General features: G+C 68.8%; 20 protein-coding genes and 1 tRNA gene. 6 read left to right on the top strand and 15 right to left on the bottom strand.

Annotated elements, in window-relative coordinates; translation table 11 throughout:
- Positions 1-65 precede the first annotated feature (65 nt).
- The 11 genes from H8N03_RS04485 to H8N03_RS04435 all read right to left on the bottom strand — a co-directional run bounded on the left by H8N03_RS04485 (position 66) and on the right by H8N03_RS04435 (position 9702).
- Positions 66-686: an NADH-quinone oxidoreductase subunit C gene (locus H8N03_RS04485; protein WP_187075219.1), complete on the bottom strand. Its 621-nt coding sequence runs from the start codon at positions 684-686 to the stop codon at positions 66-68.
- Between the two features lie 2 nt (positions 687-688).
- Positions 689-1168 carry a NuoB/complex I 20 kDa subunit family protein gene (locus tag H8N03_RS04480; RefSeq protein WP_169420697.1) on the bottom strand — a complete coding sequence of 160 codons (480 nt, stop codon included), beginning with the start codon at positions 1166-1168 and terminating at the stop codon, positions 689-691.
- A 40-nt stretch (positions 1169-1208) separates the two neighbouring features.
- Positions 1209-1580, bottom strand: coding sequence for an NADH-quinone oxidoreductase subunit A (locus H8N03_RS04475; protein ID WP_187074901.1), 372 nt, complete (start codon positions 1578-1580; stop codon positions 1209-1211).
- A 56-nt stretch (positions 1581-1636) separates the two neighbouring features.
- A tRNA-Leu gene (locus tag H8N03_RS04470) sits at positions 1637-1721 on the bottom strand.
- 134 nt (positions 1722-1855) lie between these two features.
- Positions 1856-2305: a preprotein translocase subunit SecG gene (gene secG, locus H8N03_RS04465; RefSeq protein ID WP_187074900.1), complete on the bottom strand. Its 450-nt coding sequence runs from the start codon at positions 2303-2305 to the stop codon at positions 1856-1858.
- A 25-nt stretch (positions 2306-2330) separates the two neighbouring features.
- Positions 2331-3092 carry a triose-phosphate isomerase gene (tpiA, locus tag H8N03_RS04460; RefSeq protein WP_187074899.1) on the bottom strand — a complete coding sequence of 254 codons (762 nt, stop codon included), beginning with the start codon at positions 3090-3092 and terminating at the stop codon, positions 2331-2333.
- 7 nt (positions 3093-3099) lie between these two features.
- Positions 3100-4089, bottom strand: coding sequence for an NAD(P)H-quinone oxidoreductase (locus H8N03_RS04455; RefSeq protein WP_187074898.1), 990 nt, complete (start codon positions 4087-4089; stop codon positions 3100-3102).
- Between the two features lie 12 nt (positions 4090-4101).
- Positions 4102-6435: a polyribonucleotide nucleotidyltransferase gene (gene pnp, locus H8N03_RS04450; RefSeq protein ID WP_187074897.1), complete on the bottom strand. Its 2334-nt coding sequence runs from the start codon at positions 6433-6435 to the stop codon at positions 4102-4104.
- Positions 6436-6626: 191 nt separating this feature from the next.
- Positions 6627-6890: a 30S ribosomal protein S15 gene (gene rpsO / locus H8N03_RS04445; protein ID WP_187074896.1), complete on the bottom strand. Its 264-nt coding sequence runs from the start codon at positions 6888-6890 to the stop codon at positions 6627-6629.
- 197 nt (positions 6891-7087) lie between these two features.
- Positions 7088-8242, bottom strand: a complete 1155-nt coding sequence (locus H8N03_RS04440) for a pyridoxal phosphate-dependent aminotransferase (RefSeq protein ID WP_187074895.1) — start codon at positions 8240-8242, stop codon at positions 7088-7090.
- Positions 8243-8430: 188 nt separating this feature from the next.
- Entirely contained in the window at positions 8431-9702 is a 1272-nt protein-coding gene (locus tag H8N03_RS04435) for a branched-chain amino acid ABC transporter substrate-binding protein (RefSeq protein WP_187074894.1), read from the bottom strand.
- A gap of 141 nt (positions 9703-9843) precedes the next feature.
- Here H8N03_RS04435 and H8N03_RS04430 point away from each other — a divergent pair, with 141 nt between their 5' ends.
- Positions 9844-10215, top strand: coding sequence for an Hsp20/alpha crystallin family protein (locus tag H8N03_RS04430; RefSeq protein WP_187074893.1), 372 nt, complete (start codon positions 9844-9846; stop codon positions 10213-10215).
- Between the two features lie 104 nt (positions 10216-10319).
- Here H8N03_RS04430 and H8N03_RS04425 read toward each other — a convergent pair whose 3' ends face one another.
- Positions 10320-10715, bottom strand: a complete 396-nt coding sequence (locus tag H8N03_RS04425; protein WP_187074892.1) for a tautomerase family protein — start codon at positions 10713-10715, stop codon at positions 10320-10322.
- Between the two features lie 3 nt (positions 10716-10718).
- Positions 10719-10892 (bottom strand): hypothetical protein, encoded by a 174-nt coding sequence (locus H8N03_RS04420; protein WP_187074891.1) that lies wholly within the window; start codon positions 10890-10892, stop codon positions 10719-10721.
- A 123-nt stretch (positions 10893-11015) separates the two neighbouring features.
- Here H8N03_RS04420 and H8N03_RS04415 point away from each other — a divergent pair, with 123 nt between their 5' ends.
- Positions 11016-11912 carry a LysR family transcriptional regulator gene (locus H8N03_RS04415; protein ID WP_187074890.1) on the top strand — a complete coding sequence of 299 codons (897 nt, stop codon included), beginning with the start codon at positions 11016-11018 and terminating at the stop codon, positions 11910-11912.
- 103 nt (positions 11913-12015) lie between these two features.
- Here H8N03_RS04415 and H8N03_RS04410 read toward each other — a convergent pair whose 3' ends face one another.
- On the bottom strand, positions 12016-12660 hold the full coding sequence (locus tag H8N03_RS04410; protein WP_187074889.1) for a class I SAM-dependent methyltransferase: 645 nt from the start codon (positions 12658-12660) through the stop codon (positions 12016-12018).
- 49 nt (positions 12661-12709) lie between these two features.
- Positions 12710-13747, bottom strand: coding sequence for a tRNA (adenosine(37)-N6)-threonylcarbamoyltransferase complex transferase subunit TsaD (gene tsaD / locus H8N03_RS04405; RefSeq protein WP_187074888.1), 1038 nt, complete (start codon positions 13745-13747; stop codon positions 12710-12712).
- A gap of 63 nt (positions 13748-13810) precedes the next feature.
- Between tsaD and H8N03_RS04400 the strand changes: the two genes are divergently transcribed.
- The 4 genes from H8N03_RS04400 (at position 13811) to H8N03_RS04385 (ending at position 18225) form a co-directional block, all read left to right on the top strand.
- Positions 13811-15034 carry a nitrate- and nitrite sensing domain-containing protein gene (locus tag H8N03_RS04400; RefSeq protein ID WP_187074887.1) on the top strand — a complete coding sequence of 408 codons (1224 nt, stop codon included), beginning with the start codon at positions 13811-13813 and terminating at the stop codon, positions 15032-15034.
- Positions 15035-15212: 178 nt separating this feature from the next.
- Positions 15213-16511, top strand: a complete 1299-nt coding sequence (locus H8N03_RS04395; protein WP_187074886.1) for a CmpA/NrtA family ABC transporter substrate-binding protein — start codon at positions 15213-15215, stop codon at positions 16509-16511.
- Positions 16512-16521: 10 nt separating this feature from the next.
- On the top strand, positions 16522-17379 hold the full coding sequence (gene ntrB / locus H8N03_RS04390) for a nitrate ABC transporter permease (RefSeq protein ID WP_187074885.1): 858 nt from the start codon (positions 16522-16524) through the stop codon (positions 17377-17379).
- 9 nt (positions 17380-17388) lie between these two features.
- On the top strand, positions 17389-18225 hold the full coding sequence (locus H8N03_RS04385) for an ABC transporter ATP-binding protein (RefSeq protein ID WP_187074884.1): 837 nt from the start codon (positions 17389-17391) through the stop codon (positions 18223-18225).
- Positions 18226-18257 lie beyond the last annotated feature (32 nt).

The following is an 18257-nucleotide window of genomic DNA, read 5'->3' as shown; positions in this document are numbered from 1 at the left end:
GTCCTTTTGCGTCTTTTGCGGAACCTTTGCGCCCTTTGCGTTCGGATGTCCGGAAGTTCGGGAGTTCACTGCAGCCCCCCGTAGTTTTCCTCGCGGATGATCCGCGGCGTGATCTCGCGCGGCTCGATCGTCACGGGCTGGTAGACCACGCGCTTGCGCTCGGCGTCGTAGATCATTTCCACGTGGCCGGAGACCGGGAAGTCCTTGCGGAAGGGATGGCCGATGAAGCCGTAGTCGGTGAGGATGCGGCGCAGGTCCATGTGGCCCACGAACACGATGCCGTACAGGTCGAAGGCTTCGCGCTCGAACCAGTTGGCGGAGGTCCACAGGTCGACCAGCGAGTCCACCTCGGGCAGTTCGTCGTCGGCCGCGAACACGCGCAGGCGCACGCGCTGGTTCAGGCTCACGGACAGCAGGTGCGAGACGACGGCGTAGCGCGGGCCGTCCCAGTCGCCCATCTTGTATTCGGAGTAGTCGACGCCGCACAGGTCGAGCAGCTGCTCGAAGCGGCAGCTCTCGTGGTCGCGCAGGATGCGCGCGGCCGCGAGGTAGTTGGCGGCCGTGACGATCACCGTCACTTCGCCGTGCTTCAGGTCGACGCGCTTCGCCTTGTCGCCGAGCGCGGCAACGACCGCGTCGCGCACGGCTTCGGGAGCGGGCGAGACCGCCGCGAGGTTTCCTTGCATGCTCAAGCCCTCGCGATCGTCTGGGTGCGGCGGATCTTCTGCTGCAACTGGATGATGCCGTACAGCAGCGCCTCGGCCGTCGGCGGGCAGCCGGGCACGTACACGTCCACCGGCACGATGCGGTCGCAGCCGCGCACCACGGAATAGCTGTAGTGGTAGTAGCCGCCGCCGTTGGCGCAGGTGCCCATGGAGAGCACCCAGCGCGGTTCGGCCATCTGGTCGTACACCTTGCGCAGCGCCGGCGCCATCTTGTTGCACAGCGTGCCGGCCACGATCATCAGGTCGGACTGGCGCGGGCTGGGGCGGAACAGCATGCCGAAGCGGTCGATGTCGTAGCGCGCGGCGCCCGCGTGCATCATCTCCACGGCGCAGCACGCGAGGCCGAACGTCATCGGCCACAGCGAGCCGGTCTTGGCCCAGTTGATGACCGTGTCGACGGTCGTGGTCACGACACCTTTTTCAAGAATGCCTTGGTTTGCCATCTCGGAACTTTCTTGGAAGCTGTGGGGGGCCGCGCGGGGATCATTCCCAGTCGAGCGCGCCCTTCTTCCACTCGTAGACGAAGCCGACGACCAGGATGGCGAGGAAGACCATCATGGACCAGAAGCCCACGGGACCGATCTCCTTCAGCGCCACCGCCCACGGGAAGAGGAAGGCGATTTCCAGGTCGAACAGGATGAAGAGGATGGCGACGAGGTAGTAGCGCACGTCGAACTTCATGCGCGCGTCCTCGAAGGCCTCGAAGCCGCATTCGTAGGGAGAGTTCTTGGCCGCGTCCGGCTTGTGGACGCCGATCCCCTTGGAGATCAGCCAGCCGAGGCCCTGGGGAGCGACACCGACGCCGATGCCGACGAGGATGAACAGGAGGACAGGAAGGTACTGGTCGAGGTTCATCGTGGCGGCTTGTCGGGTGCGCGGCCTGCCGGGGCGGTGCCCGGCAGGCTCTTGTTTGGTGCCGACGGCGAGACTCGAACTCGCACAGCTTTCGCCACTACCCCCTCAAGATAGCGTGTCTACCAATTTCACCACGTCGGCTATCTGAACGTCCCGGAGAGGCTCTGAGGGCTTGCGTTTCGTGGAGAACCGCGTGCCTATCCGGACAACCACTAAGTGTACTCCGAAACAGACGCCCTACTGCCGTGCATGGCGCCTGTTTCGCTGACGAACGCTTACTTCGTCGGGATCTGCGCCGCACCGGAAGCGGGGGCGACCGGCACCGTGGTGGCCGGCGTGGTCGCCGGGCCTTGCGGTGCGGGCACGGTGGAAGCACCGGCCGGGATCTGGTTGGCCGGGTTCGGGCCGCCGTCGGACGACGCGGGCGCCGCAGGCGCGGTGGCCGGGGCCGAGTGCTCGAGGACGGAGCCGGAGCTGGCCGGCTTCACGCTGTGGCTGAAGTAGGCCAGCGCCAGCGTGCACGCGAAGAACACGGCGGCCAGGATCGCGGTGGTGCGGGACAGGAAGTTCGCGCTGCCGGTGGCGCCGAACAGGCTGCCGGACGCGCCGCTGCCGAAAGCCGCACCCATGTCCGCGCCCTTGCCGTGCTGGATCAGGATGAGGCCGATCATGCCCAGGGCCGTCAGGATCTGGACGACCAGGACGAGGGTCAGCAGGAAATTCATTCTTCAATCACTCCGTACTTTGTCTTTAGGCCGCGCTGCGCGAAGCGGCGGCGATGATCTGCAGGAAATCGGGTGCCTTCAGCGATGCGCCGCCGATGAGGCCGCCGTCGATGTCCGGCTGCGCCAGCAGGCTGGCCGCGTTGGCGGCGTTCATGCTGCCGCCGTAGAGGATGTGCACGCGCCCGGCGTGGCCGGTGGCCGCGGCGAGCTGCTTGCGCAGCAGCGCATGCACCTGCTGCGCCTGCTCCGGCGTGGCCGTCCTGCCGGTGCCGATGGCCCACACGGGCTCGTACGCGACGACGATCTCGCTGATGCAGTGGCCGTTGACGTGGATCACGGCAGCCAGCTGGCGCTTCACCACTTCCTCGGTCTTGCCGGCTTCGCGTTCCGCGAGCGTCTCGCCCACGCACACGATGGGCGTGATGCCGTGCGCGAGCGCCGTCTTCGCCTTCTCCGCCACCAGCGTGTCGGTCTCGCCGTGGTACTGGCGGCGCTCGGAGTGGCCGACGATCGCGTAGCGCACGCCGAACTCGCGCAGCATGGGCGCCGACACCTCGCCGGTGTAGGCACCCGAAGCGTGCTGCGACACGTCCTGCGCGCCGAGGTCCAGCTTCGCGCCGTGGCGCAGCATCTGCACCTGCGCCAGGTAAGGCGCCGGCACGCAGACCGCCACGTCGCAGGCAGCATCCTTCATCCCCGCCACCAGCGCGCGCACCAGCGCGTCGTTGGCCTCCAGGTTGCCGTTCATCTTCCAGTTGCCGGCAATCAGCTTCTTCTTGTCCGTCATTCGTTCTTCACCAGGTCAGGACGATCTTGCCCACGTGCTGGTTGGACTCCATCAGGGCATGGGCCTGCGCCGCGTCCGCCGCGGCGAAGGTCTTGAAGATCACGGGCTGGATCTTCTTCGCCTCGATCAGCGGCCAGATGTTCTTCTTCAGCGACTGCGCGATCGCCTCCTTGAAGGCGACCGGCCGCGGGCGCAGCGTGGAACCGGTGATCGTGATGCGGCGGCGGAGCACGAGGCCCGAGTTGAACTCGCTCTTCGTGCCGCCCTGCACCGCGATGATCACGATGCGGCCGTCTTCATTCACGCACTTCACCTCGCGGTCGACGTAGCTGCCGGCGACCATGTCGAGGATCACGTCCACGCCCTTGCCGTCGGTGAGCTTCTTCGCTTCCTCGGAGAAGTCCTGCGTCCTGTAGTTGATGGCCGCGTCGGCGCCGAGCTTCAGGCAGGCCTGGCACTTGTCGTCCGAACCCGCCGTGGCGATCACCCTGGACGCGCCCATGGCCTTCGCCATCTGGATCGCCGTCACGCCGATGCCGCTGGTGCCACCCTGCACGAGGAAAGTCTCCCCCGGCTGCAGGCGTCCGCGGTCGAAGACGTTGCTCCACACGGTGAAGAAGGTCTCGGGCAGCGAGGCCGCCTCGATGTCGCTCAGGCCCTCGGGCACCGGCAGGCACTGGCCCACCGGCGCGACGCACAGTTCGGCGTAGCCGCCGCCGGCCACGAGCGCGCAGACGCGGTCACCCGGCTTGAAGCCGGCGGCCGCCATCGCGGCAGCGTCGCCGCCCACGATGGTGCCCGCCACTTCGAGGCCGGGGATGTCGGACGCGCCCGGCGGTACCGGGTAGTTGCCGGTGCGCTGGAGCACGTCGGGCCGGTTCACGCCGCTGGCAGCGACGCGGATCAGCACCTCGCCCGCACCCGCGACGGGGTCCGGGCGCTCGCCGGCGCGCAGCACTTCCGGCGCGCCGTACTGCGTGATCTCGATGGCCTTCATGGCGCTTCGGCCTTACTGCTGGCTGCCGCCTTCGGGGTTGCCGGATTCCTGCTGCGGCTCCGGACGCGGCTCGCGCGGGTCGCGCTGCTGCTCGCCACGGGGCTCGCGCTGCTCACGCGACTCGCGCGGGGGGCGGTCGCCACGGTCGCCGCGGTCGCCGCGGTCGCCGCGATCACCGCGGTCGCCACGGTACTCGCCGCGCGGCGGGCGGTCGCCACGGGGCTCGCGTGGCTCGCGCTCGGGCATGCCTTCCGGACGCTCGGTCAGCGCCTTCATGGACAGCTTCACGCGGCCCTTGTCGTCCGTCTCGAGCACCTTGACCTTCACGACCTGGCCTTCGGACAGGTAGTCGGTGACCTTCTCCACGCGCTCGTGGGCGATCTGGCTGATGTGCAGCAGGCCGTCCTTGCCGGGCAGCAGGTTGATCAGCGCGCCGAAGTCCAGGATCTTGGTGACCGGGCCTTCGTACACCTTGCCGACTTCCACTTCCGCGGTGATCTGCTCGATGCGCTTCTTCGCCTCTTCGGCCTTGCCGGCGTCGGTGGAGGCGATGGTGATGGTGCCGTCTTCCGCGATGTCGATCTGCGTGCCTGTCTCTTCCGTCAGCGCGCGGATCACCGCGCCGCCCTTGCCGATCACGTCGCGGATCTTCTCGGGGTTGATCTTCATCGTGTACAGGCGCGGTGCGAAGTTGGACACGTCCTGCTTCGCCTCGCCCAGGGCTTCCTGCATCTTGCCCAGGATGTGCATGCGCGCTTCCTTGGCCTGCGCCAGGGCGACCTGCATGATCTCCTTGGTGATGCCCTGGATCTTGATGTCCATCTGCAGGGCGGTCACGCCGTTCACGGTGCCCGCGACCTTGAAGTCCATGTCGCCGAGGTGGTCCTCGTCGCCCAGGATGTCGGTCAGCACCGCGAAGCGGTTGCCTTCCTTGATCAGGCCCATGGCGATGCCGGCCACGTGGGCCTTCATCGGCACGCCGGCATCCATCAGCGCCAGGCAGCCGCCGCAGACGGACGCCATGGAGGAGGAGCCGTTGGACTCGGTGATCTCGGAGACCACGCGCATCACGTAGGGGAACTCTTCCTTCGAGGGCAGCAGCGGGATCAGCGCGCGCTTGGCCAGGCGGCCGTGGCCCACTTCGCGGCGCTTGGTGGAGCCCATGCGGCCCACTTCACCGGTGGCGAAGGGAGGCATGTTGTAGTGGAACAGGAAGCGGTCCTGGTACTCGCCGGCCAGCGCGTCGATGCGCTGCGCGTCCTGCTCGGTGCCCAGCGTGGAGATCACGAGCGCCTGCGTCTCGCCGCGCGTGAACAGCGCGGAGCCGTGGGTGCGGGGCAGCACGCCGGTGCGGATCTCGATGGGGCGCACGGTGCGCGTGTCGCGGCCGTCGATGCGCGGCTCGCCGGAGAGGATCTGGCTGCGCACCACGCGGGCCTCGATCTCGAACACCAGGTTGTCGACCTTGATCGGGTCGAAGTCGACGCCCTGCTCCTTCAGCGCGGCCTGCACGGACGCGCCGGCGTCGCGCAGGGCCTGCGTGCGGGCCTGCTTGCTGCGGATCTGGTAGGCGGCGCGGATCTTCTCCTCGGCCAGCTCACGCACCTTCGCCTCGAAGGATTCGTCCTTGGCCGGGGCCTGCCAGTCCCACACCGGCTTGCCGGCTTCGCGCACCAGTTCGTGGATGGCGTTGATGGCGATGTTGCCCTGCTCGTGGCCGAACACCACGGCGCCCAGCATCACTTCCTCGGACAGTTGCTGCGCCTCGGACTCCACCATCAGCACGGCGGACTCGGTGCCGGCGACCACGAGGTCCAGGTCGGACATCTTGCGGGCGGTCGGGCCCGGGTTCAGCACGTACTCGCCGTTGACGTAGCCCACGCGCGCGGCGCCGATCGGGCCGTTGAACGGGATGCCGGAGATGGACAGCGCGGCGGACACGCCGATCATGGCGGCGATGTCGGCGTCGACCTCGGGGTTCAGCGAGATGGTGTGGATGACCACGTGCACCTCGTTGTAGAAGCCCTCGGGGAACAGCGGGCGGATCGGGCGGTCGATCAGGCGGGAGGTCAGCGTCTCGAGTTCGGACGGCTTCGCTTCGCGCTTGAAGAACGAGCCGGGGATCTTGCCGGCGGCGTAGGTCTTCTCGATGTAGTCGACGGTCAGGGGGAAGAAGTCCTGGCCCGGCTTGGCGGTCTTGGAGCCGACCACGGTGGCGAGCACCACGGTGTCGTCGATGTTGACCAGCACGGCGCCGGATGCCTGGCGCGCGATCTCGCCCGTTTCCAGCGTGACGGTGTGGTTGCCCCACTGGAACGACTTGGTGACCTTGTTGAAGATGCTCATGGCTTGTTCTCTCATTGGTTGTGGAGCTCTCCGTAGGGGCTAGGGGTTAGGGGCTAGGGTCTAGGGAAACACTTCCGTTCCCTAGCCCCTAACCCCTAATCCCTAATCCCTGCGGTTTCGGGTTGCTCCGAAGTGAAAAACGCCTGAGGCAGTCTGGAAACCGTCTCAGGCGTTCATGCGGGCGGGGCTGCTTACTTGCGCAGGCCCAGCTTGGCGATCAGGGCCGTGTAGCGCTCGGCGTCCTTGTCCTTCAGGTAGGCGAGCAGGCTCTTGCGGCGGTTCACCATGCGCAGCAGGCCGCGGCGGCCGTGGTGGTCCTTGGCGTGCGTCTTGAAGTGCGGGGTGAGTTCGTTGATGCGGGCGGTCAGGAGGGCGACTTGCACTTCCGGGCTGCCGGTGTCGTTGGCGGCGCGCGCGTTGGCGGCGACGACCTCTGCCTTGTTGATGGCGGTCATGGGGATTCCTTGAAAGTTGTTGACTTGCGAGGGGCTGCCGGAATTGCGGCCCCACGTGCGTTCCGCGAGATGCAGAACCGCAGGATTATAGCCGAGGGGGAGAAGGGGCGCTTTTGCTGGGGTGCGCTTCGCGCAACCCAGCCTACGAAGGGGCGCGGCTGTAGGCTGGGTTCGCCGCAGGCGACCCCAGCACGGACTCACCGCGCCAGCCAGGTCGCCAGCCGGTCGACGCCCTGCCTCAACCGCGCCAGGTCCTTCGACGCGAAGCACCACCGCAGCCACCCCTGCGCTTCCGGCGCAAACGCGTTGCCCGGCGCCAGCCCGATCCCTGCCTCGGCCACCAGCCGCTTCGCCAGCGCCAGCGAATCGTCGAAACCGTCCAGCTTGAAGAAGGCGTACATGCCGCCCTTGGCCGGCGCCAGTTCCACCCGCGGGATCGCCTGCAGCAGGGGCACCAGGGTGTCGCGGCAGTGCTTCAGGTGCGCCACCACGCGCGGCGTCACCTCGTCGGTGCGGCGCATCGCCTCCACCGCCGCCCGCTGGGTGAACACGCTGGCGCAGGAGGTGTTGAACTCGATCAGCTTGCCCATGTGGTGCGTCATGGCGGGCGGCATCACCAGCCAGCCCAGGCGCCAGCCGGTCATGAGGAAGCTCTTGGAGAAGCTGTGCGCCACGACCAGGCGGTCGTCGGGCGCGGCGACGTCCAGGAAGCTGGGGGCGCAGCCCTGGGCCGTCGGCTCGTAGTAGAGCCGCTCGTACACCTCGTCGGCAAGGATCCAGGTGCCGGTCCGGCGGCAGTGCGCCAGGATCGCCTGCTGCTCGTCGCGCGACAGGGTCCAGCCCGTGGGGTTGTTCGGCGCGTTCACGATCAGGAGGCGCGTGGCGGGCGTGATCGCATCGAGCAGCTTCTGCAGGTCCAGCGTCCACGCGCCGTCCTTCGGCGTCAGCGAGACGCGCTTGAGCTTCGCGCCCATGATCAGCGCCTGGGCCGGCAGGTTGGGCCAGACGGGCGTGACCGCCACCACTTCGTCGCCCGCGTCCACCACGGCCTGGCAGGCGAGCATCAGCGCGTTGACGCCGCCCGAGGTGACGGCGATGCGGTCGGTGCCCACGGGCCCGTGCAGCTTGGAGGCGTACGCCGAGATCGCCTCGCGCAGCTCCGGCAGGCCCAGGTTGTGCGCGTAGAAGGTCTCGCCGTTCTGCAGGGAGGCGATCGCCGCCTGCCGGATGAAGTCCGGCGTGACCTCGTCGCTCTCGCCGAACCAGAACGGCAGCACGTCGGCGCGCCCCATGCCGGCGTTGGCCACTTCGCGGATCTTGGATTCTTCGAGGTCGAGGACGGTCTGGCGCATGGGGGGATTGTCGGGGAAAGTCGAAAACCCAACAGCCGGACGCAGAAGGCGCAGAAGTTACGCAGAAGACGCAAAAGAAGAGAAGGAGGAAAAGAGAAGACGGAAGACCTTCCATCCTTCTTCGGATGTTCTTCTGCGACTTCTGCGCAACTTCTGCGTCTTCTGCGTCCGGCTGTCCGATCCCGCCTTCAAGTCGGCCGAACCATCCGGCACGAATGCGGCATCTCCACCTTCGTCGGCGGGAACTGGCGGATCACGCGGAAGCCGTAGCCGGAGCCTTCGACGTCGAACTGCACGCCGGGCGTGCCCTGGCGGTCCATGAGGCCCACCACGAGCGGCTGCTGGAACTGGTGGTCGGCGGCGCGCATGCGGCCCACCCAGCCGGCGAAGCGCACGTCGACGTTCTCCAGCGCGTTGGCCAGCGGCACGGCTTCCGCGGTGCCCGCCTTCTCGATGGCCTGCGCCAGCGCCTCGATCACGAGCTGCATGCGCATGTGCACGTAGTCGTCGGCGGGCTTCGGGTAGCGCGCGCGGAAGGAGCGGTAGAAGTCCTCGCTCTGCTTCGCCGGCACGTTGGGCAGCCAGTCGGCCACGGCCACGACCTTGCCGATGCCTGCCTCGCCCATCGCCGCGGGCGCGCCGAGCGCATTGCCGTAGAAGGTGTAGAAGCGGCCGTCGAAGCCCGCCTCGCGCGCCGCCTTCACCAGCAGCGTGAGGTCGCTCGAGAAGTTGCCGGTGATCACGGCGTCCGCGCCGCTCGCCTGGATCTTCGCGGCATAGGGCGCGAAGTCCTTGATCTTCAGCAGCGGGTGCAGTTCCTCCGCCGCGACCTTGACGTCCGGGCGCTGCAGGGCGAGCTGCCGCTTCGCCTCGCGCTGCACGGCCTGTCCGAAGCTGTAGTCCGGGTTCATCAGGTACACGGACTTCACCGACGCGTCGTCCTTCAGCACCGACATGAGCGCGGCCATGCGCATGTCGGCGTGCGCGTCGAAGCGGAAGTGCCAGAAACTGCACTTCTCGTTCGTGAGGATCGGGTCGACCGCGGAGTAGTTCAGGAACACCACGCGCTTGTCCGGCTCGCGCTCGTTGTGGCGCTCGATGGCATCGATCAACGCGGCGGCCACCGCCGAGGAGTTGCCCTGCAGGATCACGCGCGCGCCCCGGTCCACCGCGGAACGCAGCGCGGAGAGTGCCTCCTCGATGGTGCCCTTGCTGTCGTGGCGATCGAGCTCCAGCAGGCGCTGGCCGTCGCGGGTGCGCACGCCACCGCGCTGGTTGACGCGCTCCACCGCCCACACCAGGTTGCGGTACACGGCCTCGCCCCCGTTGGCATTGCCGCCGGAGAGGCCCTCGATCATCGCGAGGCGGATCGTGGGCGGTGCAGGCTGGGCGGAAGCGAAGGCGGGGAGAAATGCCGACGCGGCCAGCGTTTTCAAGACGGCGCGGCGCGTTTTTTTCATCACAGGAGATCCCTTGAAATGCCGGGCCCGGTGCGCAGATGGTGACCAGGCGGCGATCGATGGCGAGAGCCGCGCAGTTTAAGGGGGCAGCGGATACGTAATGTGCCGCACCCCACCCGAATCCAGTCAAGGAGATTGCAGATGTTTTTCGCTCCCGCCCTTCGCACCCGCGCCTACGTCCCGGCGCGTTCCTTCGACCGCTCCTTCGAGCGTTTCCTGAACGACTCCTTCTTCTCCGCCGGCCTGCCCAAGGTCGAACAGAATGAAGAGGCGTGGACCGTGTCGCTCGACGTTCCGGGCGTCACCCGCGAGCAGCTGTCCATCGACGTGGACGGCGCCGTGGTCCGCGTGTCCACCGCCAAGGAAGCCGCGCGCCAGTACCAGGCAGCCTACGAGCTGCCGGCCGACATCGACGCCGAAGCCACCAGCGCCAAGCTGGAAAACGGCGTGCTGACGCTCACGCTGGGCAAGAAGAAGCCCGTGGTGACGTCGCGCCAGATCGAAGTGAAATGACATCGGCGGCTCGCCGCCGCGTCCTTTCATCCTGACCCCTGCCTGCGCAGGGGCGGGCTCGCAGGATCCAGGGTGCCCCCGAAGAAGCAGCAAGCGCCCGTGCGTCACAGCACGGGCGTTTTGCTTTGGCGGCGCTCCTCCTGCGTCCTCCCGCCGTAGCCCCAGTCCGTCGCCTTCACTTCCTGCACGACGACGTAGCTCGCCTCCGCCAGCGGCCCGATCTGCTGCCACAGCTCCTCGAACGCGGCGCGGACGAAGGCTTCCTTCTCCTCGGCCGTGTTCGTGCCTTCCGTGATGCGGATCTCCAGCAGCGCCGTCGGCTGTCCCGGGTTGCGGCCGGCGATGAACCAGCGTCCCGGCCAGAGCTCCTCCACGACCACGGCCGTCACTTCGCGGCGCTTGCCCAGAACCTGGGCGACGAGGTCGGTGAGCCGGCGCGCGAGCACCTGCAGGCGCTCGGCGGGCTGGGGCGGGCTCAGTTTCAGCTGCAGCGTGGGCATGGATCAGGCCTCCGGGATGAAGCGCACGCATTGGTGCGCGATGCGGCGCAGGAACAGCGCCAGGCGGCTGGCGGCCGCGGCGACGAACGCGTCGATCGCCTGGTTGCGCAGCATCTGCGCGCGCAGTTCGGCGGCTTCCATGCGGCGGGCGAAATCCTCGGTGTGGCGGTAGTCCATGGCGGGCTCCTGCTGTGGGTGGGTCCACTCTAGGAAAGGCCCTTCCCTCCCGAAACCGCCTGCGCCGCAAATCGGTTTTGCGCCGCCTGCAAGGCCTCGCCCGCGCCGCTACCATCCGGCCCCATGCGCAACCTCCAGTTCGACGAGATGGCGCTCTATGCGCGGGTGGCCCAGCTCGGGTCGCTGTCCGCGGTCGCGCGCGAGCGGGACGTGCCGGTCAGCCAGGTGTCGCGCACGCTGGCGCGCCTGGAAAAGGCGTGCGGCGCGCGCCTGATGAACCGGTCCACGCACGGCCTGTCGCTCACCGAGGAAGGCCGCACCTTCCTCGAATACAGCCGCCGCGCGCTGGACACGATGGAGGAACTGGAAGGCGCGTTCGCCGAGCGCACGGGCGAGCCGAGCGGGGTGGTGCGCGTGGCCGCCAGCACGGTGGTCGCCCACTACCCGCTGGTGCCCAGCCTGGAAGGGCTGGCGCGGCGCCACCCGCGGCTGCAGGTGGAGATCGAGGCCGGCGACCGCATCATCGACATGGCGCGCGAAGGCATCGACATCGCGATCCGCGCCGCCGGCAGCCTGCCGGACACGGTGGTGGCGCGGCAGATCGGCACGCTCGGCCGCTCCCTGTACGCGTCGCCGGCGTATGCGCAGGCGCACGGGCTGCCGCGGCATCCGGAGGAACTCGCCCGCCACACGCTCGTGAGCAACAGCGCGGTGACGGTGCTCAACGAGTGGCCCTTCCTCGTCGACGGCAAGCCGTGGACCTACCCGGCGCAGGGGAAATGGCGCGCCAACGACACGAACATGGCGGCGGCGATGGTGCTGCAGGGACTCGGCATCGGGCGGCTCGCGACGCTGGTGGGCGACGTGCTCGCCGCGCAAGGCGCGCTGGTGCGGGTGCTGCCCGAATTCGTGGACCTGCGGCCGGTGCCGGTGTATGCCGTGACGGGGGGCACGCGGCACCGGCTGCCGAAGATCCGGGCGTGCCTGGAGTACTGGACGGAGTGGTTCGGGCGGGGGTGAATGCCGGGGTTCGCTGGCGCGAAACCCAGCCTACGGGGACCCGACGAATGCAGGCAGGGTAGGCTGGGTTGCGCGAAGCGCACCCCAGCAATCCTCGCAACATTCACGCCGGCTTCCGCGCCACCAACCCGATCACCGCCGAATGCCCGCGGTGCCCCGTCCCTTCGGCGAGCTCCGTCTCGTACTCGCGCAGGTCCACGATCTCCATCCCCGTGAACGCCTCGCGCAGCAGCGGCTCCGTGTACATGTGCGCCGCGAAAGGCGGGCCGCCCGTGCGGTAGTCCAGCTGCTTGGGCGTGTAGCCTTGCAGCACCAGCAGCCCGCCCGGCTTGAGGCTGCGCACCATGCCTTCGAAGATGCGCGCGCGCAGCACCGGGTCCGCGAACTGGATGAAGATGGCGACGACGCCGTCGTACAGGCCCTTGGGCCACTGCAGCTGCGCGATGTCGGCGACGGCGAAGTTCACCTTCACGCCGGTGATGCGCGCGAAGTCGCGCGCCTTGCGCACGCCCACTTCCGAGATGTCGAAGGCATCGACCGTCAGGCCCTGCTGCGCGAGGAAGACGCTGTTGCGCCCCTCGCCGTCCGCCACGCACAGCACGCGCTGGCCGGCCTCCCACAGCGTGGCGTGCTCGTGCAGCCACGGATTGGGCTCGGTGCCGAACAGGTAGCCGGGTGCCGAAAAGCGCCGGTTCCAGGTGCCGGCCGGGTCTTCGAACACGGGCGCAGTGGCGTGCGGGTCGCTCATGGCCCCATGTTAGGCACGCACTCCGCCGGCGAGCTTGCGGGAAACCCCTTTAGGCAATTGCCGTCAGATCGAGCGGCCAGCGGGGCTTGACGTCGAAGGCATAGCTGTCGCTGGGCTGCTGCACGCCCGCCTGCAGCCGCATGGCGGCGGCCAGCGCGATCATGGCCCCGTTGTCCGTGCACAGCGCCAGCTCCGGGTAGTGCACGCGCACGCCCCGCTTCGCGCAGGCGGCGTCAAGTTGCGCACGCAGGCGTCGGTTCGCCCCCACGCCGCCGGCCACCACCAGGCGCTGCAAGCCGCTGCGATCCAGTGCTGCCAGCGATTTCTTCACCAGCACCTCGACAATGGCCGCCTCCGTGGACGCCGCCAGGTCGGCCTTGCGCGCCTGAAGCTCCGCACCGAGCTTGTGCACCTGCGTGAGCACGGCCGTCTTCAGGCCCGCGAAGGAGAAGTCGAGGTCGCCGCTGTGCAGCAGCGGGCGCGGCAGCTTGAAGGCGGCCGGATCGCCCTGCTCCGCGAGCCGGGACAAGGCCGGCCCGCCCGGATAGCCGAGGCCGAGCAGCTTGGCCGACTTGTCGAAGGCTTCGCCGGCCGCATCGTCGATCGTCTCGCCGAGCAGGGTGTAGCGGCCGACGCCGTCCACCTGCATCAGCTGCGTGTGGCCGCCGGACACCAGCAGCGCGACGAAGGGGAACTCCGGCGGGTCCTGGCTGAGGAAAGGCGACAGCAGGTGCCCTTCGAGGTGGTGCACGCCCAGCACCGGCTTGGCGAGCGCCGCGCCCAGCGCGCAGGCCACGCCCGCTCCCACCAGCAGGGCGCCGGCGAGGCCCGGCCCGCGGGTGTACGCGACCACGTCGACGTCCGCGAGCGCGCAGCCGGAATCGGCCAGCACCTGCCCGGCGAGCGGCAGCACGCGGCGGATGTGGTCGCGGCTCGCCAGTTCCGGCACCACGCCGCCGTAGGCCTGGTGCATCTCGACCTGGCTGTGCAGCGCGTGCGCGCGCAGCACCGGGACCGGTTGCGCGCCGGTTTCGACCACGGCCACGCCGGTCTCGTCGCAGGAAGACTCGATGCCCAGAACGATCATGCGGGCAGTGTACCGGCCGCCCCTTTTCCCCCGCCGCGGCACGCTTGTTGCTGCAGCCTGCGCGTGAAGTCCGGCTCCACCTTCCTCCTTGCCGCCCGCCAGTGCGAGATCGCCGACCTGGAGGAGCTGGCCCGCACCGGCGAGCTGGTGGGCGCCATCGGCCGCTTCGTGCATGCGCTGCAGCGGGAGCGCGGCCTCTCGAACGGTTTCCTCGCCTCGCAGGGCTCCCGCTTCGGCCTGCAGCGCGAACAGCAGCTGGCCGAATGCATGGTCGCCGAGGCCCGCGTGCGCACGTTCTTCGAGGTGCTGGACACGGATTCGGCGCATGCGCGCAACGGCGCCCGCCTCTTCAGTCGCGTCGCCGTGGTGCTGCACGCACTGGAAGGCCTGCCGGCCCTGCGCGAACAGGTCGGCACCCGGGCGATCGCCGCGCGCGAGGCGACGGCGGCGTTCAGCAGGCTCATCGCGGGCCTGCTCGCCGTGGTGTTCGAGGCCGCCGACAGCGCGTCGGACCCGGAGGTCTCGCGCGCCCTCGTCGCGCTCTTCCACTTCATGCAGGGCAAGGAACTGGCGGGCCAGGAGCGGGCGCATGGCGCGAACCTCTTCGCGTCCGGCACCCTCGCGCCCGCCGGCCAGCAGCAATGGCTGCACCTGATCGAGGCGCAGCAAGGCTGCTTCCGGGTCTTTGCCGATTTCTCGGATCCCGAGGTGGTGCGCGCCGACGAGGCGAGCCGCGACCGGGCGGTGGGCGCCGAAGTGGAGCGCCTGCGTCGCATCGGCTGCGCGGGCCGACCCGGCGCCGTGGACAGCAGCCTCAGCACGGAGTGGTACCAGTGGGCCACGTGCCGCATCGACGCCATGCGCAGCGTCGAGGAAAGGCTCGCGCTGCACCTGCGCCGCCTGTGCGAGACCCGCATCGCCCAGGCACGCAGGGAGCTGCGCGACCGCCGCGCGCTGCTGGAAGCGCTGGCGCGCGAGGCGCCCTGCCCCGGCGCCGACGGCACCGCGCCGCTGGGGCCGCAGCTCGAACGCTCCGTCCTCGCGCTGGTGCAGGAGCAGTCGCGCCGGCTGCAGGCGATGGGGGACGAGCTCGATGCGGCACGCGCCTCGCTCGGCGAACGCAAGCTCGTCGAACGCGCCAAGGGCCTGCTGATGGCGCACCGGAGCATGACGGAGGACGAGGCGTACAAGGCCTTGCGCCAGATGGCCATGAACCAGAACCGCCGCATCGTGGACGTGGCCGAGGCGGTGCTCTCGCTGGCGGAGGTGCTGCCGGCCGGGCGCTAGCGCACTGCTGCGGTGCACAAGAGCTGGCACGGTCCCTGCATCCCCTCCTCCCGAACGGGCGCCAACGGCGGCGCGCGCACGACCCGACATCCGGACAACGGCGTCCATCCCTGTGTGCCCAGGCACGCAGCGCGATGGCCGCCGTTTCTTTTTTCTCTCTCGCAACCAGGAGCTATCGATGCCAAGCAACACCTTCTCCCGCCGCACCGTCCTGCGCGGCGCCGCGGCGCTCGGGGGCGCCAGCCTCGCGGGCGGCTTCCCCGGCATCGCCGTCGCGCAAGGCAGCGCCCTGGAGACGACGAAGGCGAAGCTGGGCTTCATCGCGCTCACCGACGCGGCGCCGCTCTTCGTCGCCGACGAGAAGGGGTTCTTCAGGAAGCACGGCATGACCGAGGTGGAGGTGCTGAAGCAGTCCTCCTGGGGCGCGACGCGCGACAACCTGGTGCTGGGCTCGAAGAGCAACGGCATCGACGGCGCGCACATCCTGACGCCCATGCCGTACCTGATCACCACCGGGGCGGTGACGCCCAACAACGTGCCCGTGCCGATGAACATCCTGGCGCGCCTGAACCTCGGCGGCCAGGGCATCTCCGTGTCCAACGAATACAAGGACCTGAAGGTCGGCGTCGACACGAAGGCGTTCCGCAAGGCGCTGCTGGACAAGCGCGTGAAGACCGGCAAGCCCGTGAACGCCGCGATGACCTTCCCCGGCGGCACGCACGACCTGTGGATCCGCTACTGGATGGCGGCCGGCGGCGTGGACCCCACGCGCGACATCAACACCATCGTGGTGCCGCCCGCGCAGATGGTGGCCAACATGAAGGTGGGCAGCATGGACACCTTCTGCGTCTGCGAGCCCTGGAACCTGCAGCTCATTCACCAGAAGATCGGCTACACGGCGCTCACCACCAGCGAGCTGTGGATGAACCATCCGGAGAAGGCGTTCGCGATGCGCGCCGACTACGTGCAGGCGAACCCGAACGCCACCCGCGCGCTCCTCAAGGCGGTGATGGAAGCCCAGATGTGGTGCGAGGAGACGAAGAACCGCGCCGAGGTCGCCGAGATCTGCTCGCGCCGCCGCTGGATCAGCGCGCCGGTGGACGACATCGTCGACCGCATCCAGGGCAACTTCGACTACGGCACGGGTCGCGTGGAAGCGAACAGCAGGTACCAGATGCGCTACTGGCGCGACCAGGCGTCCTATCCCTTCCAGAGCCACGACCTCTGGTTCCTCACCGAGAACCAGCGCTGGGGCTACCTGCCGCCCAACCTGGACACGAAGTCGCTGATCGCGAAGGTGAACCGCGAAGACCTCTGGCGCGCGGCGGCGAAGGACCTCGGGGTGGCTGCGAAGGACATCCCGGCGTCCACCTCGCGCGGCGTCGAGAAGTTCTTCGACGGCAAGGTCTTCGACCCGGCGAACCCGAAGAAGTACCTCGACGCGCTCGAGATCAAGTACCTGAAGACCGCCGCCTGAAGGACGCCCCATGAGCGACATCGTCGAATCCATTCCCGTGGCGCGCGCCGCCACCCCGGGTGTGCTGCAGGCGTGGACGCGGGCCGCCGTCCGCGGCTTCCTCACCCACGTGCTGCCGCCGCTCGTGATCATCGGTTTCCTCGTCCTCGTGTGGCAGGTGCTCGGCTCCCGTCCCGGTGCCGCGCTGCCCTCGCCCGCGAAGGTGGTGCAGGACACGTGGGACCTGATCGCGCACCCCTGGTACGACCGCGGCGGCAACGACGTGGGCATCGCCTGGCAGCTGCTCGCCAGCCTGAAGCGGGTGGCGTACGGCTATTCGCTCGCGGTGGTGGCCGGCGTCAGCCTGGGCGTGCTGGTGGGGCAGTCGACCTGGGCGCTGCGCGGCCTGGACCCGCTGTTCCAGGTGCTGCGCACGGTGCCGCCGCTCGCGTGGCTGCCGATCTCGCTGGCGGGCTTCCGCGACGGGCACCCTTCGGCGATCTTCGTCATCTTCATCACGTCGATCTGGCCGATCATCATCAACACCTCGATCGGCATCCGCAACATCCCCGAGGACTACCGCAACGTCGCCAAGGTGATCCGGCTCAACGGCCTGGAGTACTTCGGCAAGATCATGCTGCCCGCGGCGGCGCCCTTCATCTTCTCGGGGCTGCGCATCGGCGTGGGCCTGTCGTGGCTGGCGATCATCGCCGCGGAGATGCTGATCGGCGGCGTGGGCATCGGCTTCTTCATCTGGGACGCGTGGAACTCCTCGCGCATCAGCGACATCATCCTGGCGCTCGTCTACGTGGGCCTGGTCGGCTTCGCGCTGGACCGCATCGTCGCCTTCGTCGGCCGCAAGGTCACCCGCGGCACCGCTGCTGCTTGAGGACAAGCCATGACCCAAGCCTACCTTTCGCTGTCCCAGGTCGACATGACCTTCCCCGGACCCAACCCGGTGCTGAAGAACATCAACCTCGACGTGCGGCGCGGCGAGTACATCTCGCTGATCGGCCACTCGGGCTGCGGCAAGTCCACGGTGCTGAACATCGTGGCCGGCCTGCTGGCGTGCACGTCCGGCGGCGTGATCGTCGACGGCCGCGAGGTGAACGCGCCCGGGCCGGACCGCGCCGTGGTGTTCCAGAACCACTCGCTGCTGCCCTGGCTCACCGTCTACCAGAACGTGGAGCTGGCGGTGGACAAGATCTTCCGGGACAGCCGCAATGCCGCGGAGCGCAGGGAGTGGATCCTGCACAACCTCGCGATGGTGAACATGTCGCATGCGCTGGACCGGCTGCCGTCGCAGGTCTCCGGCGGCATGAAGCAGCGCGTGGGCATCGCGCGCGCGCTGGCGATGGAACCCAAGGTGCTGCTGCTCGACGAGCCCTTCGGCGCCCTGGACGCCCTGACGCGCGCCCACCTGCAGGACGAGGTGATCCGCATCCAGTCCGAGCTGGGGAACACCGTGATGATGATCACCCACGACGTGGACGAGGCCGTGCTGATGTCGGACCGCGTGGTGATGATGACCAACGGGCCGTCCGCGACCATCGGGCAGGTGATGGACGTGCCGCTGGAACGTCCGCGCAACCGCATCGCGCTGGCGGAAGACAAGGTCTACAACCATTGCCGGCAGGAGATCCTGTCCTTCCTGTACGAGAAGCAACGGAAGGTGGAGCCGATTGCGGGGCGGGTGGGGGCGGGGTTCGGGAAGAAGGAAAAGGCGGTGGCGTGACTGGCGGTGGGGTTCGCTGGCGCTCACCTTCG

The sequence above is a fragment of the Ramlibacter cellulosilyticus genome (assembly GCF_014297465.1).
GTDB classification, from domain to species: domain Bacteria; phylum Pseudomonadota; class Gammaproteobacteria; order Burkholderiales; family Burkholderiaceae_C; genus Ramlibacter; species Ramlibacter cellulosilyticus.
This window is presented reverse-complemented; position numbering and strand designations above follow the sequence as displayed.